Below are 21,311 nucleotides of genomic sequence, written 5' to 3'. Positions count from 1 at the left end.
GCCTTTCGGAGTGGTGGGCGTGGGGCGGGTGGCTCGGCTCGGTGGGCTTGCTGGGGTGGAGGACCGCGGCGGGGCTGTTGGGGTTCGGGTCGTGCAGCGGATACGGGCCGGGTGAGGGCGACCGTGTGCGAGCGCGGGTTGGTCGGGTCGGGGGCCGGGCAGGTCTTCGGGTGACCGCGAACTGGTTGCTGGGCCGCAGCGGCACCCTGGGCGAAGTGGGTTACGCGGTCGCCGGGTTGAGGCCTTGGCCAGGACGTTGCAGGTGGACGTGGACGGCTTGGTGCGTGGGCGGATGCCTTGCGGGCACGTGAGCAACGCGCGGCGTAGCCGGATGCCTAGTGGGCGTGGGCCTTCAGCCGATCGGTAGTGGGGTTCGTGCCTGCGGGACCGACGGTGGGCGGCGGTCCATCACGGCCAGCTCCAGCTGGCGGGCCGGGGAGTCGCCCAGGAGTTTGCGGGCCAGGGTGGTGCCCTTGCGCGGGGCCATGGCCAGCTCGGCCCTGAGGGCCTGGATGCCCACGTAGTGCGTCACCTCGTCCAGGATGGCCTTGGTGTCCGGGATCGAGCGGGTTCGGCGGATCGCGTCCACGGCTGCTCGTTCCAGCGGGGCCACGTGGAAGCCTCTGCGCAGGGCCGGTTTGGGGAGGCGGTCCGTTCGTTCCAGGCGCAGGACCGCGTGGCCCCAGGCGCTGGAGTTGCGCGGGGCCAGTACGTGGATTGCGTCTGCTGTGGGCAGGACCGATCTCATGCCGTGCAGGTACAAGGCGTCGAAGGCGGTGAGCATCGCGCCCTCTCCCGCGTAGAGGAGGGCGGCCTGGACCAGCTGTTCGCGGGACGGGCCCGCTCTGGACAGCAGGACGATGCTCGGGAAGAGGCGTTGCCAGGGGCCGCCCGGGCGGGCGCGCTGGTCTATCAGCGACGGGGACAGTCCTATGTGGAGCAGGGCTGCCACTGGGGCCACTCGGTGGACGAAGAGGGTGCCCAGGGCTTCCAGGTCGATGGGGTGGCGCATGGGTTCATGGTGCGCCTGGTGGGGGTGGGGGGTTCGGGGTGAGCGGGAAGCTGTGGACAACTTCCGGGTTGTGGACAGGTTGCGATCACTCGGGCTTCGGATCGAAGTCCGCTGTCCTTTCCGGACTGTCGCGGAGCAGTGAGGCTGGGCGGACGGCCAGCGAGCCGAAGCGGGAACGGGCCTGGTCGGCGGCTTGTTCGGCTTCGCGCCAGCCGCGCTCCGGGGCGTCGAAGATCAGTTGCTGGGCGGAGTCGGCGTTGTCAAGACCCTCTATTCGGACGCCGATCAGACGGACCGCGCCGGGCGGGGTCTGGGTGTCGAGCAGCTCGGCGGCGACCCGGTAGACCTCCTGCGTCACGTCGGTCGAGACCGCGAGGGTGCGGGAGCGGGTGATCGTGGTGAAGTCCGAGAAGCGGACCTTGATCGACACCGTTCGGCCGTGCAGGCCCTTCGCGCGCAACGAACCCGCTGACCGTTCCGACAGGCGCAGCAGCTCGCGGCGCAGCACGGCGCGGTCGGTCACGTCGACCTCGAAGGTCTCCTCGGCACCGATCGACTTCTCGCGCGACACCGGCACCACCGCGCGGTCGTCCACGCCGGCGGACAGCGCGTAGAGGTGTTCTGCCAGGGCCACGCCGATCTTGCGGCGCAGGCGCGGCAAGGGCATCGCGGCCACGTCGGCGACGGTCTCCAGGCCCAGTTCTTCCAGGCGTGCGGCGGTTTTCGCGCCCACGCCCCACAACGCCGAGACGGGCAACGGGTGCAGGAACTCCAGAGACGCAGCAGCAGGAACGACCATCATGCCGTCGGGCTTGCACATGCCCGAGGCGAGCTTCGCGAGGAACTTCGTCGACGCGACACCAACGGAACACGACACGCCGTGATCGGCGAACACGCGAGCCCTGATCAGCTCCCCCACCCCGCCCGGCGTCAGACCGAGCCGGCGCAGCGCACCACCGACGTCGAGGAAGGCCTCGTCCAGTGAGAGGGGCTCCACCAGCGGCGTGATGTCACGGAAGATCGCCATGACCCCGCGCGAGACCTCCTGGTAGAGATCGAACTGCGGCGGCAGGTACACGGCATGAGGAGCCAGTCGGCGAGCGTGCGCCGTGGGCATCGCGGAACGCACGCCGTACTCACGCGCGAGGTAGTTGGCCGAGCACACGACGCCACGTCCGCCGACGCCACCGACGACGACCGGCACGGACTCGAGCTCGGGCCGTTCGCGGATCTCCACCGACGCGTAGAAGGCGTCCATGTCGACGTGCAGCATCCGGCAGCCCGTGTCGTCAGGCCAGACGCCATCGCGCGCACGGAACCGGTCGACCAGGCCGCGTGGCAGGTTCGCACTGCGACCCATGAACACCCCTCTCGAACGTCAGTTCGATGCAAATCCTACAGTTTGTACACACGTGCCGCGTTCTCCGACGCGACGAGCCGTGCGATCCGATGCGCGTCCTCCTCGACGAACGCATCACGACGCAACCCATCGGCCAGAAAGTCCGACAACGCCTGCCTGAACAGCAACGCGCCGAGGTAGTACAACTCAGGCAGAGCGAAGGCATCGGTGGAGAACAGGAACTTCCCGTACGGCACGATCTCCAGCGCCTCGGCGAACACCCGCGACGCCTGATGCCCCAGCCCGTGCGTCGCCAGCCCGAGATCGCAGAACACGTGCGGGAACACCTGCGCGAGATACCCGGCCTGCCGGTGGAACGGGTAGTTGTGCAGCAACAGCACCGGCACGCCAAGACCAGCCGTCGCCCGCAGGAACGGCGTGAGCAACGACGGATCGCACCGGTGCAGATCGATGTCCGAGTCGCCGTAACCGACGTGGAACTGCAACGGCAGCCCGGCGTCCAACGCCTCCCACGCCAGCCAGGCGATCACCACCGGATCCTCCAGCCGCCCCGACGACCAGGCGCCAACGGCCCGCTCCACGTCCGCGTCGGCAGGCCGCACGCCCGGAAGCCCCAGCCCGGTCCGGTAGGCCGCGACGGACTTCGCCCCGACGGCCGAGGTCGAGGCGAGCCGCGACCGAACCGCGTCCAGGAACTCCGGCGGCCCGACCTCCCGCAACGACTCCGCCAGCACCTCCAGCCGCACGATCTCGTGCGCGACACCCCCGCCCAGACCGGCGAGCTCCTCGGCACTCAACAGCCGATCGGCCTGGAACCCGCCGTCCACCAGGAACGTGTGGATCCCGGACGCCATCAGGAACGTCCGCGACACCTCGGCGATGTGCAGCGAGTTCCGCCGCTCGAGGTAGTCCTCGGCCGGGGCGTGCCGAGGCAGGTCCAGCAACGGCGCACACCACCTCCGCACCGCGAACCCCACCGCGGAGTCGAAGAACGACCCGCCCAGCGGCGAGACCTCGTCGGCCTCCAGCAGCAGCGACTCGAACTCCGGACGGGTGCTGTCGGTCCGCAACACCCCGTGGCAGTGGTGATCTATCAGCCCGAGTTCGGCGACGAACGGCAAGATGCCCATAACCTTAGGATCGTGGACTCTGCGGAACGGGACCAGCGGTTCGAGCGGGCGACGGAGCTCTTCGACGGGCTCAACGCGAGGGACGTGAGCGTCGTGGCGCTCACGTGGGTCGACAACAGCGGCATCACCCGCACCAAGTCCGTCCCCCTGCGCAGGCTGGCCCACGCGGCGGCGCACGGCGTGGGCGCGTCACCGGTGTTCGACGTCTTCCTGTTCGACGACTGGATCATCCAGGGCCGGTTCGCCGGCGGCCCGGTCGGCGACCTGCGCCTGCACCCCGACCTCGACCGCCTCACGGTGCTCGCGGGCCAGCCGGGCTGGGCCTGGGCTCCCGCCGACCGCCACTTCCAGAGCGGTGTCCCCTACCCGATGGACCAGCGCCTGCAGGCCCGCAAGGCGGTGCACGACCTCGCCGCCCGGGGCCTCACCGCCCAGGCGGGCTTCGAGATCGAGTGGTGCGTCGGCAAGACCGGCACCGAGGACTGGGCTCCGGCGACCAGCGGCTCCGCGTACGGGCACGCCCGCCAGGTCGAGCTGTCCGACTACTGCGTCGACCTCCTCAACGCCCTGGACCAGCAGAACGTCGAGGTCCTCCAGTTCCACCCCGAGTACGCCGCCGGCCAGTTCGAGGTCTCCACGGCGCCCGAGGATCCCGTCGCGGCAGCCGACACCTCCGTGCTCGTCAGGGAGACCATCCGCGCCGTGACGATCCGGCACGGCATGCGCCCGTCGTTCTCCCCCAAGGTCGTGAACGGCGGCGTCGGCAACGGCGGCCACCTGCACCTCAGCCTCTGGCGCGACGGCACGAACCTCTTCGACGGCTTCCAGGACGAGGCGAGGAGGTTCAGCGCCGGCGTCCTCACCCACCTCCGCGCGTTGTGCGCGATCGGCTGTCCCTCTCTCGCGAGCTACCTCAGGCTCGTGCCGAACACGTGGTCAGCGCCGTTCGTGGCGTGGGGCGAGGAGAACCGCGAGACGGCGCTGCGCCTCATCAAGGACAACCTCGAGATCAAGTGCTTCGACCTGACCGCGAACCCGTACCTCGTCGTCGCGGGCGTGATCGCGGCCGGCCTGGACGGCATCAGGACCGATGCGGAGCTGCCCGAGGGCCTCAACGTCGACCCGGCGCTGCTCGGCGACGTCCAGCGCCTGCCGACGTCGCTCAGGGAAGCCGTCGACGAGTTCGAGAAGGACGCCGTCCTGACCGAGGCTTTCGGCCAGGAGCTGGCGGGCACGATCGCGGACGTGCGGCGCGGCGAGATGGAGCGGTACAAGGACGCGAGTCCGCAGGGCATCGCCAACGTCACTCGCTGGCGGTACTGAGCTCCTTGCGCAGCCGCGAGAGCGCCCGGTGCTGGGCCACCCGCACCGCGCCGGGCGTCGATCCGACCGCCTCGGCCGTCTCCTCCGCCGACAACCCCACCATCACGCGCAGCACCACGATCTCGCGCTGCTTCTCGGGCAACACGCGCAGCAGCGTCGCCATCTGGTCGGACAGTTCCCCCTGCATCGCACGCTGCTCGGGCCCCGCCGCGGTGTCCATCGACTCCGGCAGCTCGGACACGGCCTCGGCCTTGTTGCGCGAGAAGCTGCGGAACGAGTCCGCCACCTTGTGCGCCGCGATCCCGTAGACGAACGCGAGGAACGGACGCCCCTGGTCGCGGTACGACGGCAACGACGTCAGCACGGCCAGACACACGTCCTGCGCCACGTCGTCCGCCGACGCGAACGATCCAACGCGCGCACGGCAGTACCGCACGATCAACGGCCTGATGGTCCCGAGCAGCCGTTCGATGGCAGCACGATCACCGGCGACAGCGCGCGCGACGTGCTCGTCCGCGCTCTGCGGGCGGCTCGAGTAGTAGGAGGGCGGCGGCGGGTCGACCGGCTCCTTGTCGCCACCGGAAGTCCGCTCGACCAACGCGTCCAGGGTCCCCCTCGACGCGGAAACCGGCCCACCGACGGAAGAGCCCTGGACGGCTTCCGCGGGCACCTTGCGGTGCAGGCCGGGTGTGAACTCCACGCAGATCACCGTTCCTCTTCTGGACGCCGGCGCACCGCGAGACGCGCCCGCCGGATCCGTCCTTCGACCGCGCGCGGCGTGAGTCGCATCAACTCACCGATCTCCGCATGCGAATAGCCCTGGTCATGAAGGAAGAGCAACCGCTTGCCGTCCTCGCTCAGCGTCGCGAACGCGGCGTTCGCCGCCGCCTGCTCGATGACCGCGTCCTCGGGCGTCGCCTCGGCCACGACGTGTTCGAGCGAGGCGACGCTTTCCACGAGCCGGACGTCCTGCCAGCCGTGCGCACGCGTCTGCCACCGCCGGTACACGTTCGGGAACGCGAGCACGCACGCGTTGACGAAGTACTCGTCCAACGGCAGCCCGTGCTGCACCGACCACTCCCGGCCGAGCAGACCCCGGTCCCGGAAGTAGACGAACCCCTCGAACACCGCGTCGCTCGCCAGCTCCTCGGCCTCCTGCGGCGGGATGTCCTGCCTGTGCAGGTATCGGCCCTGCTGCCCGCAACGGGAGAACATGGCCCCGGACCGCACGAGTTTCGTAACGATCGTGAGGCCCCACCCGAGAAGCTGACGGTGGAACTGGTCCCAGCGGGGCCCGGTGAGCCCTGACTCACGGAAGTGCTGAACCAGCACCCCGTCGATGCGCAGCCGCTCGGCGGCAAGCACTGAGTCCGAACTTCCCATGCCCCTTGGTCCCTATGTCGGCGTCTTCCTGCCCTCTAGGTATGTCGTTTGGGTGCGTTCTCCCCACGCACTCGCCACGACTCGTAACAAACGCAAACGAATGTCACCCGATCGGGACAGCTAATGACGCGATTTCCTTGCGAAGACGACCGAGCGCACGGTGCTGAGCAACGCGCACCGCACCCGGCGTCGACCCCACGGCGTCCGCGGTCTCCTCCGCGGACAGACCCACCACGACGCGCAGCACGAGGATCTCGCGCTGCTTGTCCGGCAGGACGTGCAACAGCTGTCCCAGCGTTCCGTTCAGCTCGTCCTGGAGGACGAACTCCTCCGGTCCGGCCCCCCGCACGGCTTGGTCCGGCACGTCGGCGACCGGCTCCGCACGGTTACGAGCCAGGGCCCGGTGCGCGTCGGCGACCTTGTGCGCGGCGATGCCGTAGACGAACGCGAGGAACGGCCTTCCTTGCTCCCGATAGTTCGGGAGAGCCGTCAGCACGGCCAGGCAGACCTCCTGCGCGACGTCGTCCGCAGTTGTCGCGGAACGCCCCACACGCGCGCGACAGTACTTCACCACCAGCGGTCGCAGGTAGCGAAGTAGCTGCTCAGTGGCCCTGCGCTCGCCCTGCACGGCCAGACTGACCAGTTCTGCGGATAACGCTGAACTCTCCATCCGAAGCGTCCCCTCGTCGACGTCCCGTGGAGGAGACGTGCGACGCGTCACTCCTTATGCGGAAAGTAGGGAGAAACTTCAAACGTCACCCGTTTGCAGCAACGAGCAGCGGTTGGCAATAGGCGTGGAGCGACCACTCCACGTAACCGAAACCCGCTCGTTCCGCCAATGCGGTGATTTCATGACGAGTAATCGCCCAATACCGTGCCTTGCTCACGACAACGCGCCAGGAGTCGGTTTCGTGCAGCCGGAACATCTCCAGCTCGTACTGATCGCCGTCCCAATGCCACAGCTGGAACCACACGACTCGACCCGGCCCCACGGACGGAGGAGTCGACAACGGCCGCTCGGCGCGGATCGCGTCGTAGTCGCGCGTGGAGAGGATCAGCCGGCCTCCGGGACGCAGCACCCGCCGCATCTCCCGCAGCGCTGTCAGGACGTCCTGAGCCGTCAGCAAATGGGGTAGCGCGTTGTCCGCCGCGAGCACGACGTCGAACGAGGCATCCGCGAACGGCAGCGAGCGCATGTCCGCGGCGAACGCCGGCACCGCGACGCCACGCGCTGATGCCTCCGCAACGGCCCGAGAGGCCGCCTTGGGACTGAGATCAGTGCCCACGACCTCATAGCCGCGCAGAGCCAGACCGATCGCCTGGGTACCGATGCCGCACGCACAGTCGAGAACGCGCGCGCCCCGCGGGATGAACTCCGCGAGCTGCGACGCCTGCCGGGCCATCGACGCGTCCCAGTCCGGGAACATCAGGTCGTACGTCCCGGACAGGTCGTCGTAGAAGGCACCGGTCAAATCAGTTCCTCGACCCCCACGGACGTGCGCAGCTTGGCCAGCGCACGGTGCTGAGCCACCCGCACGGCACCCGGCGTCGAGCCGATCGCCTCGGCCGTCTCCTCCGCGGTCAGGCCGACCACGACGCGCAGCAGCAGGATCTCTCGCTGCTTGTCCGGCAGCACCCGCAGCAACTGGCCCAGCCGCACCGAGAGCGAGCCGAGCAGCGCGTTCTCCTCGGGATCGATGGTCGTCGACGGGCCGTCCGGCACCTCGGCGACGGGTTCGGACCGGTTGCGCGCCGAGACCCGGTGCGCGTCCGCGACCTTGTGCGCGGCGATGCCGTAGACGAACGCCAGGAACGGTCTTCCCTGCTCGCGATAGGTGGGCAGTGCCGTCAGCACCGCCAGGCAGACCTCCTGCGCCACGTCGTCAGCCGACGCGTACGCCCTTTCGTTGCGACCGACGCGCGCACGGCAGTACCGCGCCACGAGCGGTCGGACGGAGGCCAGCAGCCGTTCCACGGCTTGCCGGTCACCCGCAACGGCCTCGTTGACCAATGAGGCCAGCAGGTCGGAACTTTCCATCTCGGCGGATCCCTACGTCGGCAGCGGAGCCATTATCTTTCGCCGCCGTGTTGTTTGGGACCACTCATCAGGGTCATAAAACTCCCCGATGCACACCGTTTCACACCGTCCGGCGGGCGAGCACGTGCAGCCGGGCTGCGACGTCTCGGAGCGGCGAACGGGTTGCGGCAGCCAGTTCGAGCTCGGCGAGTGCGTCGGCGGCACCCGGATTCGCATCCAGCACCACACCGGGCACGAGATCTGAAACTACACCGTGACCTTGCAGGATCTCGACCGACAGACCTGCTTCCAGCACGAGTTTCTCGAGCCCGGCCACGTCGAAACGGCGTTGCAGCGGGTCACGGGTGCCCGCGAGCTGCCCCGCGTCGTCGTCCAGCAGCCTCCGCGCGTCGACGATCCGGCCGGCGATCGCGCGGTGCAGGATCGCCGCGAACCGGTTCGCGACCAGTACCGAGACGGCACCGCCGGGAGCGACCGCGGCCGCCAGCGACGCGAGCGCGGCCGGTGCGTCGTCGACGACCTCCAGCAGCCCGTGCGCCAGCACCAGATCGGCCTCACCTGCGGGAACGCCCAGCGAGTCCGTGTCGCCCTGGACCGCGTTGATCGCCACGCCGGCTTCGCGTGCACGAGTGTTCAACGTGGCGAGGGCGTTCGGGGAGGGCTCCACGACCGTGACCACGCACCCCGCTGCGGCTAGGGGCACGGCCCAGACACCGCTGCCACCTCCGACGTCGAGCACGCGGGGCTGTTCTCCACCCCTGCGCTCACGTGCGGCGGCCAATTCGGCGTCGAGCACCCTCTGTACGGCGTCCGGTCGCATGTCCAACAGAGTAGGAGACCCTAGAGTAGGTCTGTGCATACGGTGTCCGTGCTCAGCCTCAAGGGAGGCGTCGGCAAGACGACGGTGGTGCTCGGCCTGGCCTCTGCCGCCCTCCGCCGTGGTGTCCGCACTCTGGTGATCGATCTCGACCCCCAGTGCAACGCCACGTCGACGCTGGAGCCCGAGGAGTCCAAGGCGACCATCTACGACGTCCTGCAAGACCCGTCCGAGGAGAACGTCGAGCAGGCGATCCGCCCCAGCCGCTGGGGCGACGGCATCGACGTGCTGTCCGGGTCCGAGGACGCGGAACTGCTCAACCACCCCGATCCGAACGAGTCACGGCTGCACCGGCTCAAGGACGCGTTGCGCACGTTGCGGGACATGTACGACGAGTTCCCGTACCAGCTCGTCCTGCTCGACTGCCCGCCGTCGCTGGGCCAGCTGACCCGGTCGGCGCTGGTGGCGGCCGACCGCGCGCTGCTGGTCACCGAGCCGACGATGTTCGCGGTGGCGGGTGTGCAACGGGCGTTCGAGGCGGTGCAGAACGAGCGCGAGAGCAACAACGCCGACCTGCAGCCCTTGGGTGTCGTCGTGAACCGCGTGCGGCCTCGCTCGCACGAGCACCAGTTCCGCATCGAGGAGCTGCGCGACATCTTCGGCCCGTTGGTGATGCCGGTGGCGTTGCCGGACCGTCTGGCCGTGCAGCAGGCACAAGGCGCGTGCATGCCCATCCACGAGTGGGGTACTCCGGGGGCGCGTGAAGTGGCGCTGGCGTTCAACCTCCTGCTGGCCCGCATCCAGCGCATCTCGCGGAGCCGGCGCCGGGCCGTGCACCACGACTTCGACGACGACGAGATCCAGGAAGCGGTGGATGCCTGAAGGGGACACGGTCTTCCTGGCCGGTCATCGCATGCACGAGGCGCTGGCCGGGAAGACGCTGCGGCGCGGGGAGCTGCGTCACCCCCGGCTGGCCGCACTCGACCTGACCGGCCTGGACGTGCTCGGCGTGCGGACGTACGGCAAGCACATGTTCACGCACTTCTCCGACGGGAACAGCCTGCGCAGCCACTTCCGCATGGACGGCTCGTGGCACCTCTACCGGCCCGGTGAGAAGTGGCGCCGGCCCGCGCACCAGGCCCGCGCGGTGTTCGAGGTGGACGACCGGCAGGCCATCGGATTCGCGTTGCACGACCTGGAGTTCGTGCCGACTTCCGAAGAAGATCGACTGATCTCCCATCTCGGACCTGATCTCCTGGCGGCCGAGTTCGACACCGCTGAGGCCGTTCGGCGGTTGACCGCTGATCCTTCCCGGCCCGTCGGTCTCGCATTGTTGGACCAGCGCGTGATGGCCGGTGTCGGCAATCTCTACCGCGCGGAAGTGTGTTTCCTGTTGCGGGTTCTGCCGACCGCTCCGGTGTCCGCCGTGGACCCCGGACGTGCGGTTGCGCTGTCTCGAAAGCTCTTGCAGGCCAACCAGTGGCGTCCGGAACAGAGCACGACCGGAGACCTGCGCGTGCAGCACTACGTTTTCGAGCGGACCGGCAAACCCTGTTTGCGCTGTCGCACAAGGGTCCGATCGGACGAGATCGACGGCAGATTTGTGTACTTCTGTCCAAAATGCCAAACAGGTTGAACCGAAGCGCTCTCCGGGCCGTGTCCCCCAATATGGCGGTCAATCTGGATGCGTTGCGCCCCGGCTTCACCGACGACCCTTACGCGGTGCTGAAGAGCCTGCGCGACGCGGGTCCCGTGCACCGGGTCGAGACCTTCGGCGTGCCCATGTGGCTCGTGACCCGCTACCCCGACGTGCGCGCCGCGTTGGACAACCCGCTGCTGTCCTCGCACGGCTCCGCGCTCACCGAGCCCTTGCGCGGCCATCCGCACTTCGCGTCGTGGTGGTTCGGCGACCTGTCGGACCACATGATGAACAGCGACGAGCCGAACCACACCCGTCTGCGCCGTGCGGTGTCGAGCCAGCTCACGCCTCGCCGCATCGCCGCGCTGCGCCCCCGGATCGAGCAGGTCGCCGCCCAGCTCGCCGACGGCTTCGCCGACTCCGGCGGCTGCGACCTCATCGCGGACTTCGCGGCTCCGCTGCCGATCACCGTGATCATGGAACTGCTCGGCGTCCCCACCGTCGACCAGGAGAACTTCCGCTACTGGGCCGACGTGGTGACCGGCCTCGCCGACGGTGACGCGGCCTCGGCCCGTGAGGAGACCTCGGGATACCTGCGCGACCTCGTGACGCACAAGCGCACGTCCGGCGACGACGACCTGATCGGTGGCCTGGCCCGCGCATCCGGCGAGGCCGCGCTGTCCGACAGCGAACTGGCCTCGCTCGCGTTCCTCCTGCTCGTCGCCGGCTACACGACCGCAGTGGACCTCGTGGGCAACGGCGCGCTGGCGTTGCTGCGCAACCCCGAACAGCTCGAGCTGCTGCAGCGCTCGTCGTCACTGCTGCCCGGCGCCATCGAGGAGTTCCTCCGGTTCGACGGCCCGACCTCGCACCTGCTGCGGTTCGCCACGCAACCGTTGACGATCGGCGGCGTGCAGATCCCGGCGGGCGACGTCGTGCTGCTGTCGCTGGCCTCCGCCGAGCACGACGGCAACCGGTACCCGCGGGCCGACCAGCTCAACATCGAGCGGGCGGACCGCCAGCACCTCGCGTTCGGGCATGGCATCCACTTCTGCCTGGGCGCGCCGCTGGCCAGGCTGGAGGGCGAGGTGGCGTTCCGGACTCTGCTGGGCCGCTGCGCCGGGCTGGCGCTGGACACGTCGCAGCCGCTCGGGTGGCGAGTGTCGCTGGGCAGCCGCGGCCTGCGGGCGCTGCCGGTGAGGTTCCGGACCAAGCCCCGGATGCCGCTGGACGAGCAGGCGACGATCAAGGTGCCCAAGCCGCTCTAGCCCGCGCTGACGGCAACGTGACGGGCGCGACCGCCACAGCGACTCCCTGAGCTGGCGTTATAGGGTGGGCGCGTGGTGTACAAGCAGGTGGTTCGCAGGGCGTTGTTCGGGATGCACGGCGGCGACGCGGAGCGGGTCCACGAGACCACGCTGGACGTCATGGCGCGGCTGAGCCCGCTGGCGAGGTTCGCCCGCAACCAGAACAACCCGCGCACGGTGTTCGGTGTCCGCTTCCCGAACCCGGTGGGCCTCGCGGCGGGCCTCGACAAGGACGGGCGCGCGCTGCCCGCGTGGGGTGCGCTCGGGTTCGGCTTCGTCGAGGTCGGCACCGTGACGTGGCACGCGCAGCCGGGCAACCCGAGGCCGCGGCTGTTCCGCCTGCGCGAGGACGAGGCGATCATCAACCGGATGGGCTTCAACAACGCGGGAGCGCAAGCGCTTGCCGCGAAGCTCGACCGGACGTCCCTCAGGGCGCCGCTCGGCATCAGCCTCGGCAAGTCCAAGATCACGCCGGTCGAGGACGCCGTGCAGGACTACCTGAACTCGCTGAACGCCCTGAAGGACCACGGCGACTACTACGCGATCAACGTGAGCTCACCGAACACGCCCGGCCTGCGCAGCCTGCAGGACAAGGGCGCGCTGACCGAGCTCGTCGCGGCGCTGACCAGGGCCACCAGCAAGCCGATGCTGGTCAAGATCGCCCCGGACCTCACCGAGGACGCCATCGCCGAGGTCATCCAGGTGTGCGTCGACAACGGCATCAAGGGCCTCATCGCCACGAACACCACCCTCAGCCGTGAGGGCCTCACGAGCTCACACGCGTCCGAGACCGGCGGTCTCAGCGGCAGGCCGCTCACGCAACGCGCGAACGACGTGGTCCGGTTCATCACGAAGAACAGCGACCTGCCGGTCATCGGCGTCGGCGGCATCGCGACCGCCGACGACGCCAAGCGCATGATCGACGCCGGCGCGAGCCTGGTTCAGATCTACACCGGGTTCATCTACGAAGGCCCCGGACTCGTGTCGCGGATCAACCGCGCACTCAGGTGACGCCGTGCGCTCGACGTGCTCCCAGCGACCGACGGGTCGGTAGCCGCGCAGCACGGTGAACATCGAACGCAGCACCGCCACGAAGTCCACGAACACGATCACCATCAGCAGCGGATAGGCCAACGGCGCCAAGGCCAGCAACGGAACCTTGGCGCGCCACGGTTCGGTCAGGTCGCCGACGATCGTGAACACCGCCACGCCCGTGTAGACCGAGCACAGCAGGAGAACGCCGGTGAACCAGCCCGTCTGGAACGTCGCACTGATGACGACGTAGATGAACACGGGCTCGAACAGCACGAGGACCTCCCCTGCCGCCGTGTACGGCAGGTGCACCCACGAGAGAAGACGCGTGCAAGAACGGCCGAAGAAGAGCGAGCGGTGCTTGTAGAACGCCTGCAAGCGCCCGAACTTCCACCGGAACCGTTGGCGCAGAAGGCCCTTCAACGACGGCACGGCCTGCGTGTACGCGATCGCATCGGCCGCGAAGATGATGCGCCAGTCGAAGTTGCCGCACTTCGAGAGGATCTTCATCGAGAAGTCGATGTCCTCGGTCATCGTGTCGGTGTCGAAGTAGCCGCACGACCGCACGATCGACGTGCGGAACATCGAGCCCACACCGCCGATGACGTACTCGCAGTTGAAGACCGTGTAGCCCTGCTTGAGCCGGTGCACCACCGCGTACTCCAGGCGCTGCACCCACCCCAGCACGCCCTGCTGGTCGGCGATCTTCACGTTCGCCGCGGCCGCGAGCACCACCGGGTCGGCGAAGTGGGCGACCATCTTCGACACGGCGGTGCAGGACAGCGTCGAGTCGGCGTCGAGCACCATCACCAGGCCGTCGCCGACGAGGCGCATGCCGGCGTTGATCGCCGCCGCCTTGCCCTCGTTCTCCTGGGAGACAACGAGAACACGCTCGTCGAAGCCCTGCAGCGCGGCCAGCGTGCCGTCCGTGGAGCCGTCATCGACCACGATCACCGACAGGTCGGGGTAACAACTGTCCAGAACGGACCGCACCGCCCGCGCGACGCACAGCTCCTCGTTGTACGCCGGGATCACGACCCACACCGTTGGCCGGTAAGGCAACGGTCGCGAGCGGTGCAGAGACAGGTCGTAGAGGTCAGCCGCCACCAGAACGACGCACACGCGGACGACACCGATCATCGCCAGCGGAACCATGAGCCACGCGAAGGACGTCATCGGCGGTGCTTCAGCAACCGGATGCGTGTCGCGACCAGACTGCCCGCGATGATGGCGCAGGCGAAGAAGAGCACCACGTAGTACGCGGCGACCATGACGAACTCCCTCCGAGGACCGCGAACTGGATCGGTCCGAAGTGGAGGGACGAAAACCACACGAAGGTGTGGGAGGTCAGTTACGGCGAGCAGCCCTGAGCCAGCGCATCACGGGGTGCAGGATCACGACGAGCAGCGAGCCCCACACCATGCCGCCCATCTCCAGGTCGCCGATCTCGATGGTCAGGTCACCGACGCCGGCCACCAGCGCCGCGCCGCCGACCATCGCGTTCGCCGGGTTCGCCAGGTCGACGCCGCGGTCCATCCAGATCCGCACGCCGATCAGCACGATCAGGCCGTAGAGCACCAGCGTGCAGCCGCCGAGGACGCCTGGCGGGATGGTGCCGAACAGCGCGATGGCCTTCGGGGAGAACGCGAGCAGCGTGGCGAACACACCGGCGAACGCGAACGCCGCCGTCGTGTACACGCGGGTCACGGCCATCACGCCGATGTTCTCGGAGTACGTCGTCGTGCCGACACCGCCGCCGAGGCCCGACAACGCGGTCGACAGGCCGTTCGCGATGATCGCGTCACCCGCGCTGCCGTCGAGGTTGCGTCCGGTCAGCGCCGCGACGGCCTTCACGTGCCCGACGACCTCGGCCACCAGCACGATCACGACGGGCAGCATCAGCAGCACCACGGACGGCCGCAGCTCGGGCTGGTAGAGCTTCGGCAGACCCACCCACGCCGCGTCGCGCAGCGCGGCGATCCGGTCGGACGACACGGCACCGAACGCCAGGCCGCCCATCCAGACCGCCACGAAGCCGATCAGGATCGAGAACCGGAACACCATGCCGCGGCCCAGCACGCCGGCCAGCAGGATCACGAGGGTGGTCAGACCGGCGAGCAGGGGCTGCTCGCTGAAGTTCGAGGTGGCCTGACGCGAGAGGTTCAGGCCGATGAGGATCACGACGGCACCGGTGACGACCGGCGGCATGACCGACTCCAGCAGCCGCACGCCGAGCGCCTTGACCGCGATGCCGACGACGATCACCAGCAGGCCCGCGGCGACGACACCGCCGAGCTGCGCCGCGATGCCCTGCTCGCGCGCGGCCACCAGCGGCGCCACGAAGGCGAAGGACGAGCCGAGGTAGCTCGGGACCCGGTTCTTGGTGATCACGAGGAAGAGCAGCGTGCCCAGACCGGAGAACAGCAGCGTGGTGGCGACGGGGAGACCGGTGGCGGTGGGAACGATCACCGTCGCGCCGAACATGGCGACGAGGTGCTGCACTCCGAACCCGACGGTGAGCGGCCAGCTCACCCGTTCCTGGGGTGCGACGGTCTCACTGTCGGTGATCCGCCCGTCCCCGTGCACGGTCCACAACGCCAATGCACTGCCTCCCGGCAATTCAGCCGGACTTCCCGCAGACCGGCCCCGGAATCCTGCCACGCCATGTAGCGGCTACGGCTAGATAACAGTCCGATAATCACACGATTGCAGCAAGGATCTCCAGAGAGACTCGCCGAATAGCGGCACGCAACTACCGAGAGTCACATTCAGTACGCTGAATAGCCTGAGACATCGCGCATCGCGGACGCCAGACCGGCCATGTGGTCCGTCGCGTCGTCCAGCACCTCGCCCGGATTCTGGAACTGCGTGCTCGCCGCCAGAGCCTTACCGGCCTCGGCCACCAACGCACAGTAGCGGTCCACGCCGTCCGCCAGCTGGCCCCTGAGCACCCTCACGGCCTCGACGAGCGAAGCGCGCTCCAGATGCGGTGCGGTGTCGCGGGCGCGTTCGACGGCCTGCAGCTGCGCCGAGACCGAACGGATGGCCGTAGCGGCCTCCTGGGCGGCCTGGCGGGCGTGCTGGACGGACTCGGTCGGCATCGACGTGAGCGTGGGCGAGTCGAGCTGCACGAGCAGCTGCGTCATCGTGTCCTCGGCGCCGTGGAGCTTCTCCATCGGGACGCGGGCGGACGAGATGTGCGCGGGCAGCGGCGGTCTGGGCGGCGGAGGCGGCGACAACGCGAGCCGTTGCCGGGCCACTCCCAGTTCCTTCAGCTTGAACCCGCTGCGCACGGCGAGCACCGCGGGCACGGCGGCGCCGATCGACCCGGTGACCGCGGCCCACGTGCCGAGCACCCCGGTGAAGCCCAGCACCGCGAGGGTGCCGAGCATCGTGATGACGATCAGCCAGAACGTGAGCACCGCGTTGGTCCGCTTGCGCTTGCGTTCGAGCTTCGCGACGGGGTCGTTCCACTTCTGGATCCGGTACCGCGCCTGCTCCGCCAGCGGGTGGCCCTGGAGCGACGCACCCAACTCGTTGACGACCTTGCGGACGATCTCGTTGTTGGGGCGGTTTCTCCAGGGCTCCATGATCACCTGCTGACTCCTCCTGCTCCCCCTGCCGTCAGAACACTCAGTTCTGGGCGGGAGGAACCTGCTGCTGCGTGGTCTTCTGCTCTGACTGGACGCGCTGCGCGATCTCGGCCTGGATCTGCGCGGCCGCGCTGTTGCCCGCGGTGACCTGCTGCGGGGTGTTCGCCTGACCGCCGTGCATCGACGCGCGGATCTGCTCCAGACGCGACGAGCCGGCGAGCTGGGTGGTCGAGGCCTGCACCTCGAGCATCCGGCCCTGGACCGAGTTCTGGGCGAGCTCGGCGGACCCGAGTGCGGTCGAGTAGCGCTTCTCGATCTTGTCGCGAACCTCTTCCAGCGACGGTACGTTGCCCGGCGCGGCGAGCTCGCTCATCTGGTTCAGCGACGCGGAGACCTGCTCCTGCATCTTGGCCTGCTCGAGCTGGCTGAGGAGCTTGGTGCGCTCGGCCAGCTTCTGCTGCAACATCATCGCGTTGCGCTCGACCGCCTGCTTGGCCTGTGCGGCGGCCTGAAGCGACTGGTCGTGCAGCGTCTTGAGGTCCTCGATGCCCTGCTCGGCGGTGACGAGCTGGGTCGCGAAGCCCTGCGCGGCGTTCTCGAACTGGGTCGCCTTCGCCTCGTCGCCCTTCGCGCGCGCCTCGTCGGCGAGCACGAGCGCCTGACGCGCGGAGGCCTGCAGCTTCTCCACGTCGCCCAGCTGGCGGTTCAGCTTCATCTCCAGCTGGCGCTGGTTGCCGATGACGGCCGCGGCCTGCTGCGAGAGGGCCTGGTGCTGCCGCTGCGCCTCCTCGATGGCCTGCTGGATCTGCACCTTCGGGTCAGCGTGCTCGTCGATCTTCGACGAGAACGACGCCATCAGGTACTTCCAGAACTTCACGAACGGACTGGCCATCTCCTACGCCTGCCTTCTCGGTGCCGGTGTTGGATCCATCGTCTCAATTGTGCGTCGGCGTATCCACCGACACGGGGAGATATCCGGGAACACCCTGACCCACCCCGGGACTTAGGAGTACACGCCTGACGACGTGCCAATCCTGCCCGCCCCCACGTCCGGAGACGCGGTGACCCAGCGTGCCGATGCCAAGCCGTTGCCTGCCGCCCAGCACGCTGCCGTCGTTGTCAGTTGAACGTTCGAACACGCGAACTTGTTGCAGACCGTCACGTGGCGGGGGCCACAGCCTGATGATGTTCACCCGAATGCAGGCGGCCCCGCTCGCCATGGGGCGAACGGGGCCGGTTGAGTACATGGGATCAGGCCGCTACAACGGCCTTCGGGGTCTCGCCGATCTTGCTCGTGAGCCTGTGACTGAGCATGGGCTGCAGGCGCAGGTCGGACAGGTCGTCCGAGAGCGTCGACGGCAGCACACGGCCACCCTCCAGCTTGCCGCGGTCCGAACGTCCGTCCGGGACGGTGTCGGGCACCGTGTCCGGCGTCTGCTGGACGGCTCCGATGTCGGAGGCCACGTGGTGCAGCAACTCGGACAAAGGCAGCTCCAAGGCGTCACATATGGCCGCGAGGAGCTCGCTGGACGCCTCTTTGCGGCCGCGCTCCACCTCGGACAGGTACCCCAGGCTCACGCGGGCGGTCCGAGAGACCTCGCGCAGCGTGCGGCGTTGGTTGGTGCGGGCATGGCGAAGCCGATCACCGATCGCCTCGCGCAGCAGCACGGTCATCGCGCGCCTCCTTCCGGCCGGCCGTGTCCCTACGTTACCGATCGACACCGACAACGGGCACTGACTTCCGAACACGTCCGCCAAGGGCGAACGAACGCGGAGTCATCATTTGTTCCCGCCTCCGGCGGCCAGCAGTTGCTCCGAGAGCAGGACCAGGGCTTTTTCCACTGCAGCCCAACGGACCGCTTTGCGGTCGCCACTCACCGTGATTGTCCGCACTGTGGACACTCCAGGCCCGCTCAAGCCGATGTGGACCGTCCCCGGAGCCACTCCGTCCTGCGGGTCGGGGCCGGCGACCCCGGTGAGCCCGATCCCCCAGTCCGAATTGCACCTTTTCCGGGCGCCTTCGGCCAGTTGGATCGCGACTTCGGGGTGCACGGCACCGTGCTCGTCGAGCAACTGCTGGTCCACGCCCGCGAGCTCGTGCTTGAGCTCGGTGGCGTAGACGATCAACCCACCGCGGACCACGGCACTCGCCCCCGGTGTGTCGACGATCGTCGCGCACAGCAGACCCGCGGTGAGCGACTCGGCCGTGGCGACGGTCTGGTTCCTCGCCTTGAGCAGGTCGACGACGCCTGTCACAGCACGGCCCGGCCTGCTCTTGCCTTCATCTTGAACGCGTGGATCACGTAGTCGATTCCCGTGACGACGGTGAGGACGAGCGCGACGGCCATGATCCCCCAGGCGATGAGCCCCAGCACGTCGTTCTGCGGGAGCACGAACAGCCCGATCGCGATGACCTGGGCGAGCGTCTTGGCCTTGCCGCCGCGGCTGGCCGGGATGACGCCGTAGCGGATCACCCAGAACCGCAGCAGCGTGATGCCGACCTCGCGGACGGCGATGGTGATCGTGATCCACCACGGGAGCACGTCGAGGATGCTCAGGCCGACCAGCGCGGACCCGGTCAGCGCCTTGTCCGCGATCGGGTCGGCGATCTTGCCGAAGTCGGTGATGAGCCCGTGCTTGCGGGCGAGCGTGCCGTCGATGTGGTCGGTGAAGCTCGCGACGGCGAAGATGCCGAACGCGATGAGCCGCCACGTCGTGTCGAAGCCGCCCGCTTCGAACAGGGAGAACAGGAAGACCGGAACGAGCGCCAGCCGCGCCATCGTGAGGATGTTCGCGACGTTGAGCAGCGGGACCTTCCGGGCCTCCGTCATGTCGGGATTACCTCGACGATCAGGTCCACGCCCTCGGAGTCGACCACGCGGCAGCGCACGAAGTCACCGCGCTTCAGCCCTTCGGCCTCCAGCACGATGCACTCGCCGTCGACCTCGGGAGCCTGGTGCTCGGCCCGGCCGACGCAGTCGTTCTCGTCGTCCTCCTCGGTCTCGACCAGCACGACGACCTCGGTGCCGACCCGGTCCTCGGCGCGCTGGCTCGTGAGCTCTTCGACGAGGTTGCCGATCCGCTGCACGCGCTCGGCGATGACGTCCGCGTCGAGCTTGCCGTCGAGCTCCTCGGCCTCGGTGCCGTCCTCGTCGGAGTACCCGAAGATGCCGACGGCGTCGAGGCGTGCCTCGGTGAGGAAGCGCTCCAGCTCCTGCAGGTCCGCCTCGGTCTCGCCGGGGAAGCCGACGATGAAGTTGCTGCGGATGCCGGCCTCGGGCGCGTGCTCGCGGATCTGCCACACGAGCTTGAGGAAGCTGTCCGTGTCGCCGAACCGGCGCATGCGGCGCAGCACGTGCTCGCTGGAGTGCTGGAACGACATGTCGAAGTAGTTCGCGACCTTGTCGGTCTTCGCGATGGCGGCCACGAGGCTCGGCTTGGTCTCGGCCGGCTGCAGGTAGCTGACCCGGACCCGCTCGACGCCCGGGATGGACGCGAGGCGCGGCAGCAGCTGCTCCAGCGCGCCCTGCTCACGCGGCAGGTCCTTGCCGTAGCTCGTGGAGTTCTCGCTGACGAGGAACAGCTCCTTGACGCCGTTCTCGGCGAGCCACATGGCCTCGGAGACGATCTCGTCCGGGTGCCGCGACACGAAGGCGCCGCGGAAGCTCGGGATGGCGCAGAAGCTGCACCGCCGGTCACAGCCGGACGCGATCTTGAGCGGCGCCACGGGGGCGTCGTCGAGGCGCTTGCGCTGGACCTTGGTCGGTCCCCACCCGTGGCCGGGCACCTGGACGGCGTCCTTGGCCTCCTGGCGCTTGACCGGCGTGATGGGCAGCAGCGTGCGGCGGTCCACCGGCACGTGCGACTCGACGGGCTTGCCGTGCAGCACGTCCTGCAGCCGCTCGGCCAGGTCGTTGTACTGGTCGAAGCCCAGGACCGCGGCCGCCTCGGGGAGGCTGTCCGCGAGCTCCTTGCCGTACCGCTCCGCCATGCACCCGACCGCGACGACCTTGGCGCCGGTGTCGGACGCGGCGAGCAGCGTGTCGACCGAGTCCTTCTTCGCCTGCTCGACGAAGCCGCACGTGTTGACGACGACGACGTCAGCGCCCTCGTCCACCAGCTCCCAGCCGCCCTCGCCGAGGCGTCCGGCGAGCTCTTCGGAGTCGACCTCGTTGCGGGCGCAGCCCAGGGTCAGCAGCGACACGCGTCGCGGAGTGGTGGGAGAAGACACGACGCTCAGAGTAACCGGACCAGGTACGGGCGCTTGAATCGCGCTGCTGAGGCCTTCGCGACGGGTGTCCAGGACCGCCACCCACATTCTGTCCACTTCTCATGTCCCCTCTGCGTGGACCCTGGCGCGCGTGCTCACCGAGTTGGTGAAGTCGGGCTGCACGGCACCAGCGCTGCTGGCCGTGTTGGTGCTGCTGACCCGGCACGTGTGGGCCGAGCTGGCCCGGACGTTCCGCGACTGGGTGCGGTCCGCCCCAGCCCGGCGCCGTGCCGATCTGGAGAGGAAGGCGGTCGACGAAGCGCTCAGCAGCCGGACCAGGGACCAGCGCAGTCACACCCTGGAGGTGCTTCGCCTGCTCCTGAACGCACCCGAGCGCCCACCACCGCTGCCCGCCGACCCGCCGCCTGACGAGAACCCCGGTGAGGACGCGGCCCATACTTGACGGT

22 protein-coding genes and 1 pseudogene are annotated in these 21,311 nt (G+C 68.9%); 6 read left to right on the top strand and 17 right to left on the bottom strand.

Annotated features, from left to right (window positions below):
* Positions 1–352 precede the first annotated feature (352 nt).
* The 3 genes from ACWF7A_RS24060 to ACWF7A_RS24050 all read right to left on the bottom strand — a co-directional run bounded on the left by ACWF7A_RS24060 (position 353) and on the right by ACWF7A_RS24050 (position 3,502).
* Positions 353–1,012: a hypothetical protein gene (locus ACWF7A_RS24060; protein WP_452252707.1), complete on the bottom strand. Its 660-nt coding sequence runs from the start codon at positions 1,010–1,012 to the stop codon at positions 353–355.
* An 85-nt stretch (positions 1,013–1,097) separates the two neighbouring features.
* Positions 1,098–2,372, bottom strand: a complete 1,275-nt coding sequence (locus ACWF7A_RS24055) for a DNA polymerase IV (protein WP_452252706.1) — start codon at positions 2,370–2,372, stop codon at positions 1,098–1,100.
* 35 nt (positions 2,373–2,407) lie between these two features.
* Positions 2,408–3,502 carry an amidohydrolase family protein gene (locus ACWF7A_RS24050; RefSeq protein ID WP_452252705.1) on the bottom strand — a complete coding sequence of 365 codons (1,095 nt, stop codon included), beginning with the start codon at positions 3,500–3,502 and terminating at the stop codon, positions 2,408–2,410.
* A 12-nt stretch (positions 3,503–3,514) separates the two neighbouring features.
* Between ACWF7A_RS24050 and ACWF7A_RS24045 the strand changes: the two genes are divergently transcribed.
* Positions 3,515–4,825, top strand: a complete 1,311-nt coding sequence (locus ACWF7A_RS24045; RefSeq protein ID WP_452252704.1) for a glutamine synthetase — start codon at positions 3,515–3,517, stop codon at positions 4,823–4,825.
* Here ACWF7A_RS24045 and ACWF7A_RS24040 read toward each other — a convergent pair.
* The 6 genes from ACWF7A_RS24040 to ACWF7A_RS24015 form a co-directional block, all read right to left on the bottom strand.
* Positions 4,806–5,432, bottom strand: coding sequence for a sigma-70 family RNA polymerase sigma factor (locus ACWF7A_RS24040; protein ID WP_452252748.1), 627 nt, complete (start codon positions 5,430–5,432; stop codon positions 4,806–4,808). The genes ACWF7A_RS24045 and ACWF7A_RS24040 overlap by 20 nt on opposite strands.
* A 98-nt stretch (positions 5,433–5,530) precedes the next feature.
* Positions 5,531–6,208 (bottom strand): sigma factor-like helix-turn-helix DNA-binding protein, encoded by a 678-nt coding sequence (locus ACWF7A_RS24035; RefSeq protein WP_452252703.1) that lies wholly within the window; start codon positions 6,206–6,208, stop codon positions 5,531–5,533.
* Between the two features lie 103 nt (positions 6,209–6,311).
* A complete protein-coding gene (locus ACWF7A_RS24030) occupies positions 6,312–6,878 on the bottom strand; it encodes a sigma-70 family RNA polymerase sigma factor (RefSeq protein WP_452252702.1) in 567 nt (188 codons plus the stop codon).
* A gap of 85 nt (positions 6,879–6,963) precedes the next feature.
* Entirely contained in the window at positions 6,964–7,680 is a 717-nt protein-coding gene (locus ACWF7A_RS24025) for a methyltransferase domain-containing protein (RefSeq protein ID WP_452252701.1), read from the bottom strand.
* On the bottom strand, positions 7,677–8,246 hold the full coding sequence (locus tag ACWF7A_RS24020; RefSeq protein WP_452252700.1) for a sigma-70 family RNA polymerase sigma factor: 570 nt from the start codon (positions 8,244–8,246) through the stop codon (positions 7,677–7,679). The genes ACWF7A_RS24025 and ACWF7A_RS24020 overlap by 4 nt, the downstream gene beginning before the upstream one ends.
* Positions 8,247–8,346: 100 nt before the next feature.
* Positions 8,347–9,066, bottom strand: a complete 720-nt coding sequence (locus ACWF7A_RS24015) for a class I SAM-dependent methyltransferase (protein WP_452252699.1) — start codon at positions 9,064–9,066, stop codon at positions 8,347–8,349.
* 33 nt (positions 9,067–9,099) lie between these two features.
* Here ACWF7A_RS24015 and ACWF7A_RS24010 point away from each other — a divergent pair, with 33 nt between their 5' ends.
* The 4 genes from ACWF7A_RS24010 (at position 9,100) to ACWF7A_RS23995 (ending at position 13,020) form a co-directional block, all read left to right on the top strand.
* Complete coding sequence (locus ACWF7A_RS24010) at positions 9,100–9,945, top strand: ParA family protein (RefSeq protein WP_189153631.1); 846 nt, start codon at positions 9,100–9,102, stop codon at positions 9,943–9,945.
* Entirely contained in the window at positions 9,938–10,699 is a 762-nt protein-coding gene (locus ACWF7A_RS24005; protein ID WP_452252698.1) for a DNA-formamidopyrimidine glycosylase family protein, read from the top strand. Before ACWF7A_RS24010 ends, ACWF7A_RS24005 begins: the two co-directional genes overlap by 8 nt.
* Positions 10,700–10,731: 32 nt before the next feature.
* Positions 10,732–11,970, top strand: coding sequence for a cytochrome P450 family protein (locus ACWF7A_RS24000; RefSeq protein ID WP_452252697.1), 1,239 nt, complete (start codon positions 10,732–10,734; stop codon positions 11,968–11,970).
* Positions 11,971–12,042: 72 nt separating this feature from the next.
* Positions 12,043–13,020: a quinone-dependent dihydroorotate dehydrogenase gene (locus tag ACWF7A_RS23995; protein ID WP_452252696.1), complete on the top strand. Its 978-nt coding sequence runs from the start codon at positions 12,043–12,045 to the stop codon at positions 13,018–13,020.
* A gap of 264 nt (positions 13,021–13,284) precedes the next feature.
* Here ACWF7A_RS23995 and ACWF7A_RS23990 read toward each other — a convergent pair.
* From ACWF7A_RS23990 to rimO, 8 genes and pseudogenes are all read right to left on the bottom strand, one after another.
* Positions 13,285–14,181 (bottom strand): annotated as a pseudogene (locus ACWF7A_RS23990) (glycosyltransferase); the annotation flags it as partial.
* Between the two features lie 207 nt (positions 14,182–14,388).
* Positions 14,389–15,642 carry a uracil-xanthine permease family protein gene (locus tag ACWF7A_RS23985; RefSeq protein ID WP_452252695.1) on the bottom strand — a complete coding sequence of 418 codons (1,254 nt, stop codon included), beginning with the start codon at positions 15,640–15,642 and terminating at the stop codon, positions 14,389–14,391.
* A gap of 167 nt (positions 15,643–15,809) precedes the next feature.
* Entirely contained in the window at positions 15,810–16,631 is an 822-nt protein-coding gene (gene pspM, locus ACWF7A_RS23980; RefSeq protein WP_452252694.1) for a phage shock envelope stress response protein PspM, read from the bottom strand.
* 43 nt (positions 16,632–16,674) lie between these two features.
* Complete coding sequence (locus ACWF7A_RS23975) at positions 16,675–17,526, bottom strand: PspA/IM30 family protein (RefSeq protein ID WP_452252693.1); 852 nt, start codon at positions 17,524–17,526, stop codon at positions 16,675–16,677.
* A 359-nt stretch (positions 17,527–17,885) separates the two neighbouring features.
* On the bottom strand, positions 17,886–18,308 hold the full coding sequence (locus ACWF7A_RS23970; RefSeq protein ID WP_093597533.1) for a helix-turn-helix domain-containing protein: 423 nt from the start codon (positions 18,306–18,308) through the stop codon (positions 17,886–17,888).
* A 105-nt stretch (positions 18,309–18,413) separates the two neighbouring features.
* Positions 18,414–18,890, bottom strand: coding sequence for a CinA family protein (locus ACWF7A_RS23965; RefSeq protein ID WP_452252692.1), 477 nt, complete (start codon positions 18,888–18,890; stop codon positions 18,414–18,416).
* Complete coding sequence (gene pgsA, locus ACWF7A_RS23960; RefSeq protein ID WP_452252691.1) at positions 18,887–19,465, bottom strand: CDP-diacylglycerol--glycerol-3-phosphate 3-phosphatidyltransferase; 579 nt, start codon at positions 19,463–19,465, stop codon at positions 18,887–18,889. Before pgsA ends, ACWF7A_RS23965 begins: the two co-directional genes overlap by 4 nt.
* Positions 19,462–20,865: a 30S ribosomal protein S12 methylthiotransferase RimO gene (gene rimO, locus ACWF7A_RS23955; RefSeq protein WP_452252690.1), complete on the bottom strand. Its 1,404-nt coding sequence runs from the start codon at positions 20,863–20,865 to the stop codon at positions 19,462–19,464. Before rimO ends, pgsA begins: the two co-directional genes overlap by 4 nt.
* Before the next feature lie 130 nt (positions 20,866–20,995).
* Here rimO and ACWF7A_RS23950 point away from each other — a divergent pair, with 130 nt between their 5' ends.
* The gene (locus ACWF7A_RS23950) at positions 20,996–21,307 is read left to right on the top strand and encodes a hypothetical protein (RefSeq protein WP_452252689.1); all 312 of its coding nucleotides are present in this window, start codon (positions 20,996–20,998) and stop codon (positions 21,305–21,307) included.
* Positions 21,308–21,311: the final 4 nt, after the last annotated feature.

The sequence above is a fragment of the Lentzea sp. NPDC055074 genome (genome assembly GCF_053608005.1).
This window is presented reverse-complemented; position numbering and strand designations above follow the sequence as displayed.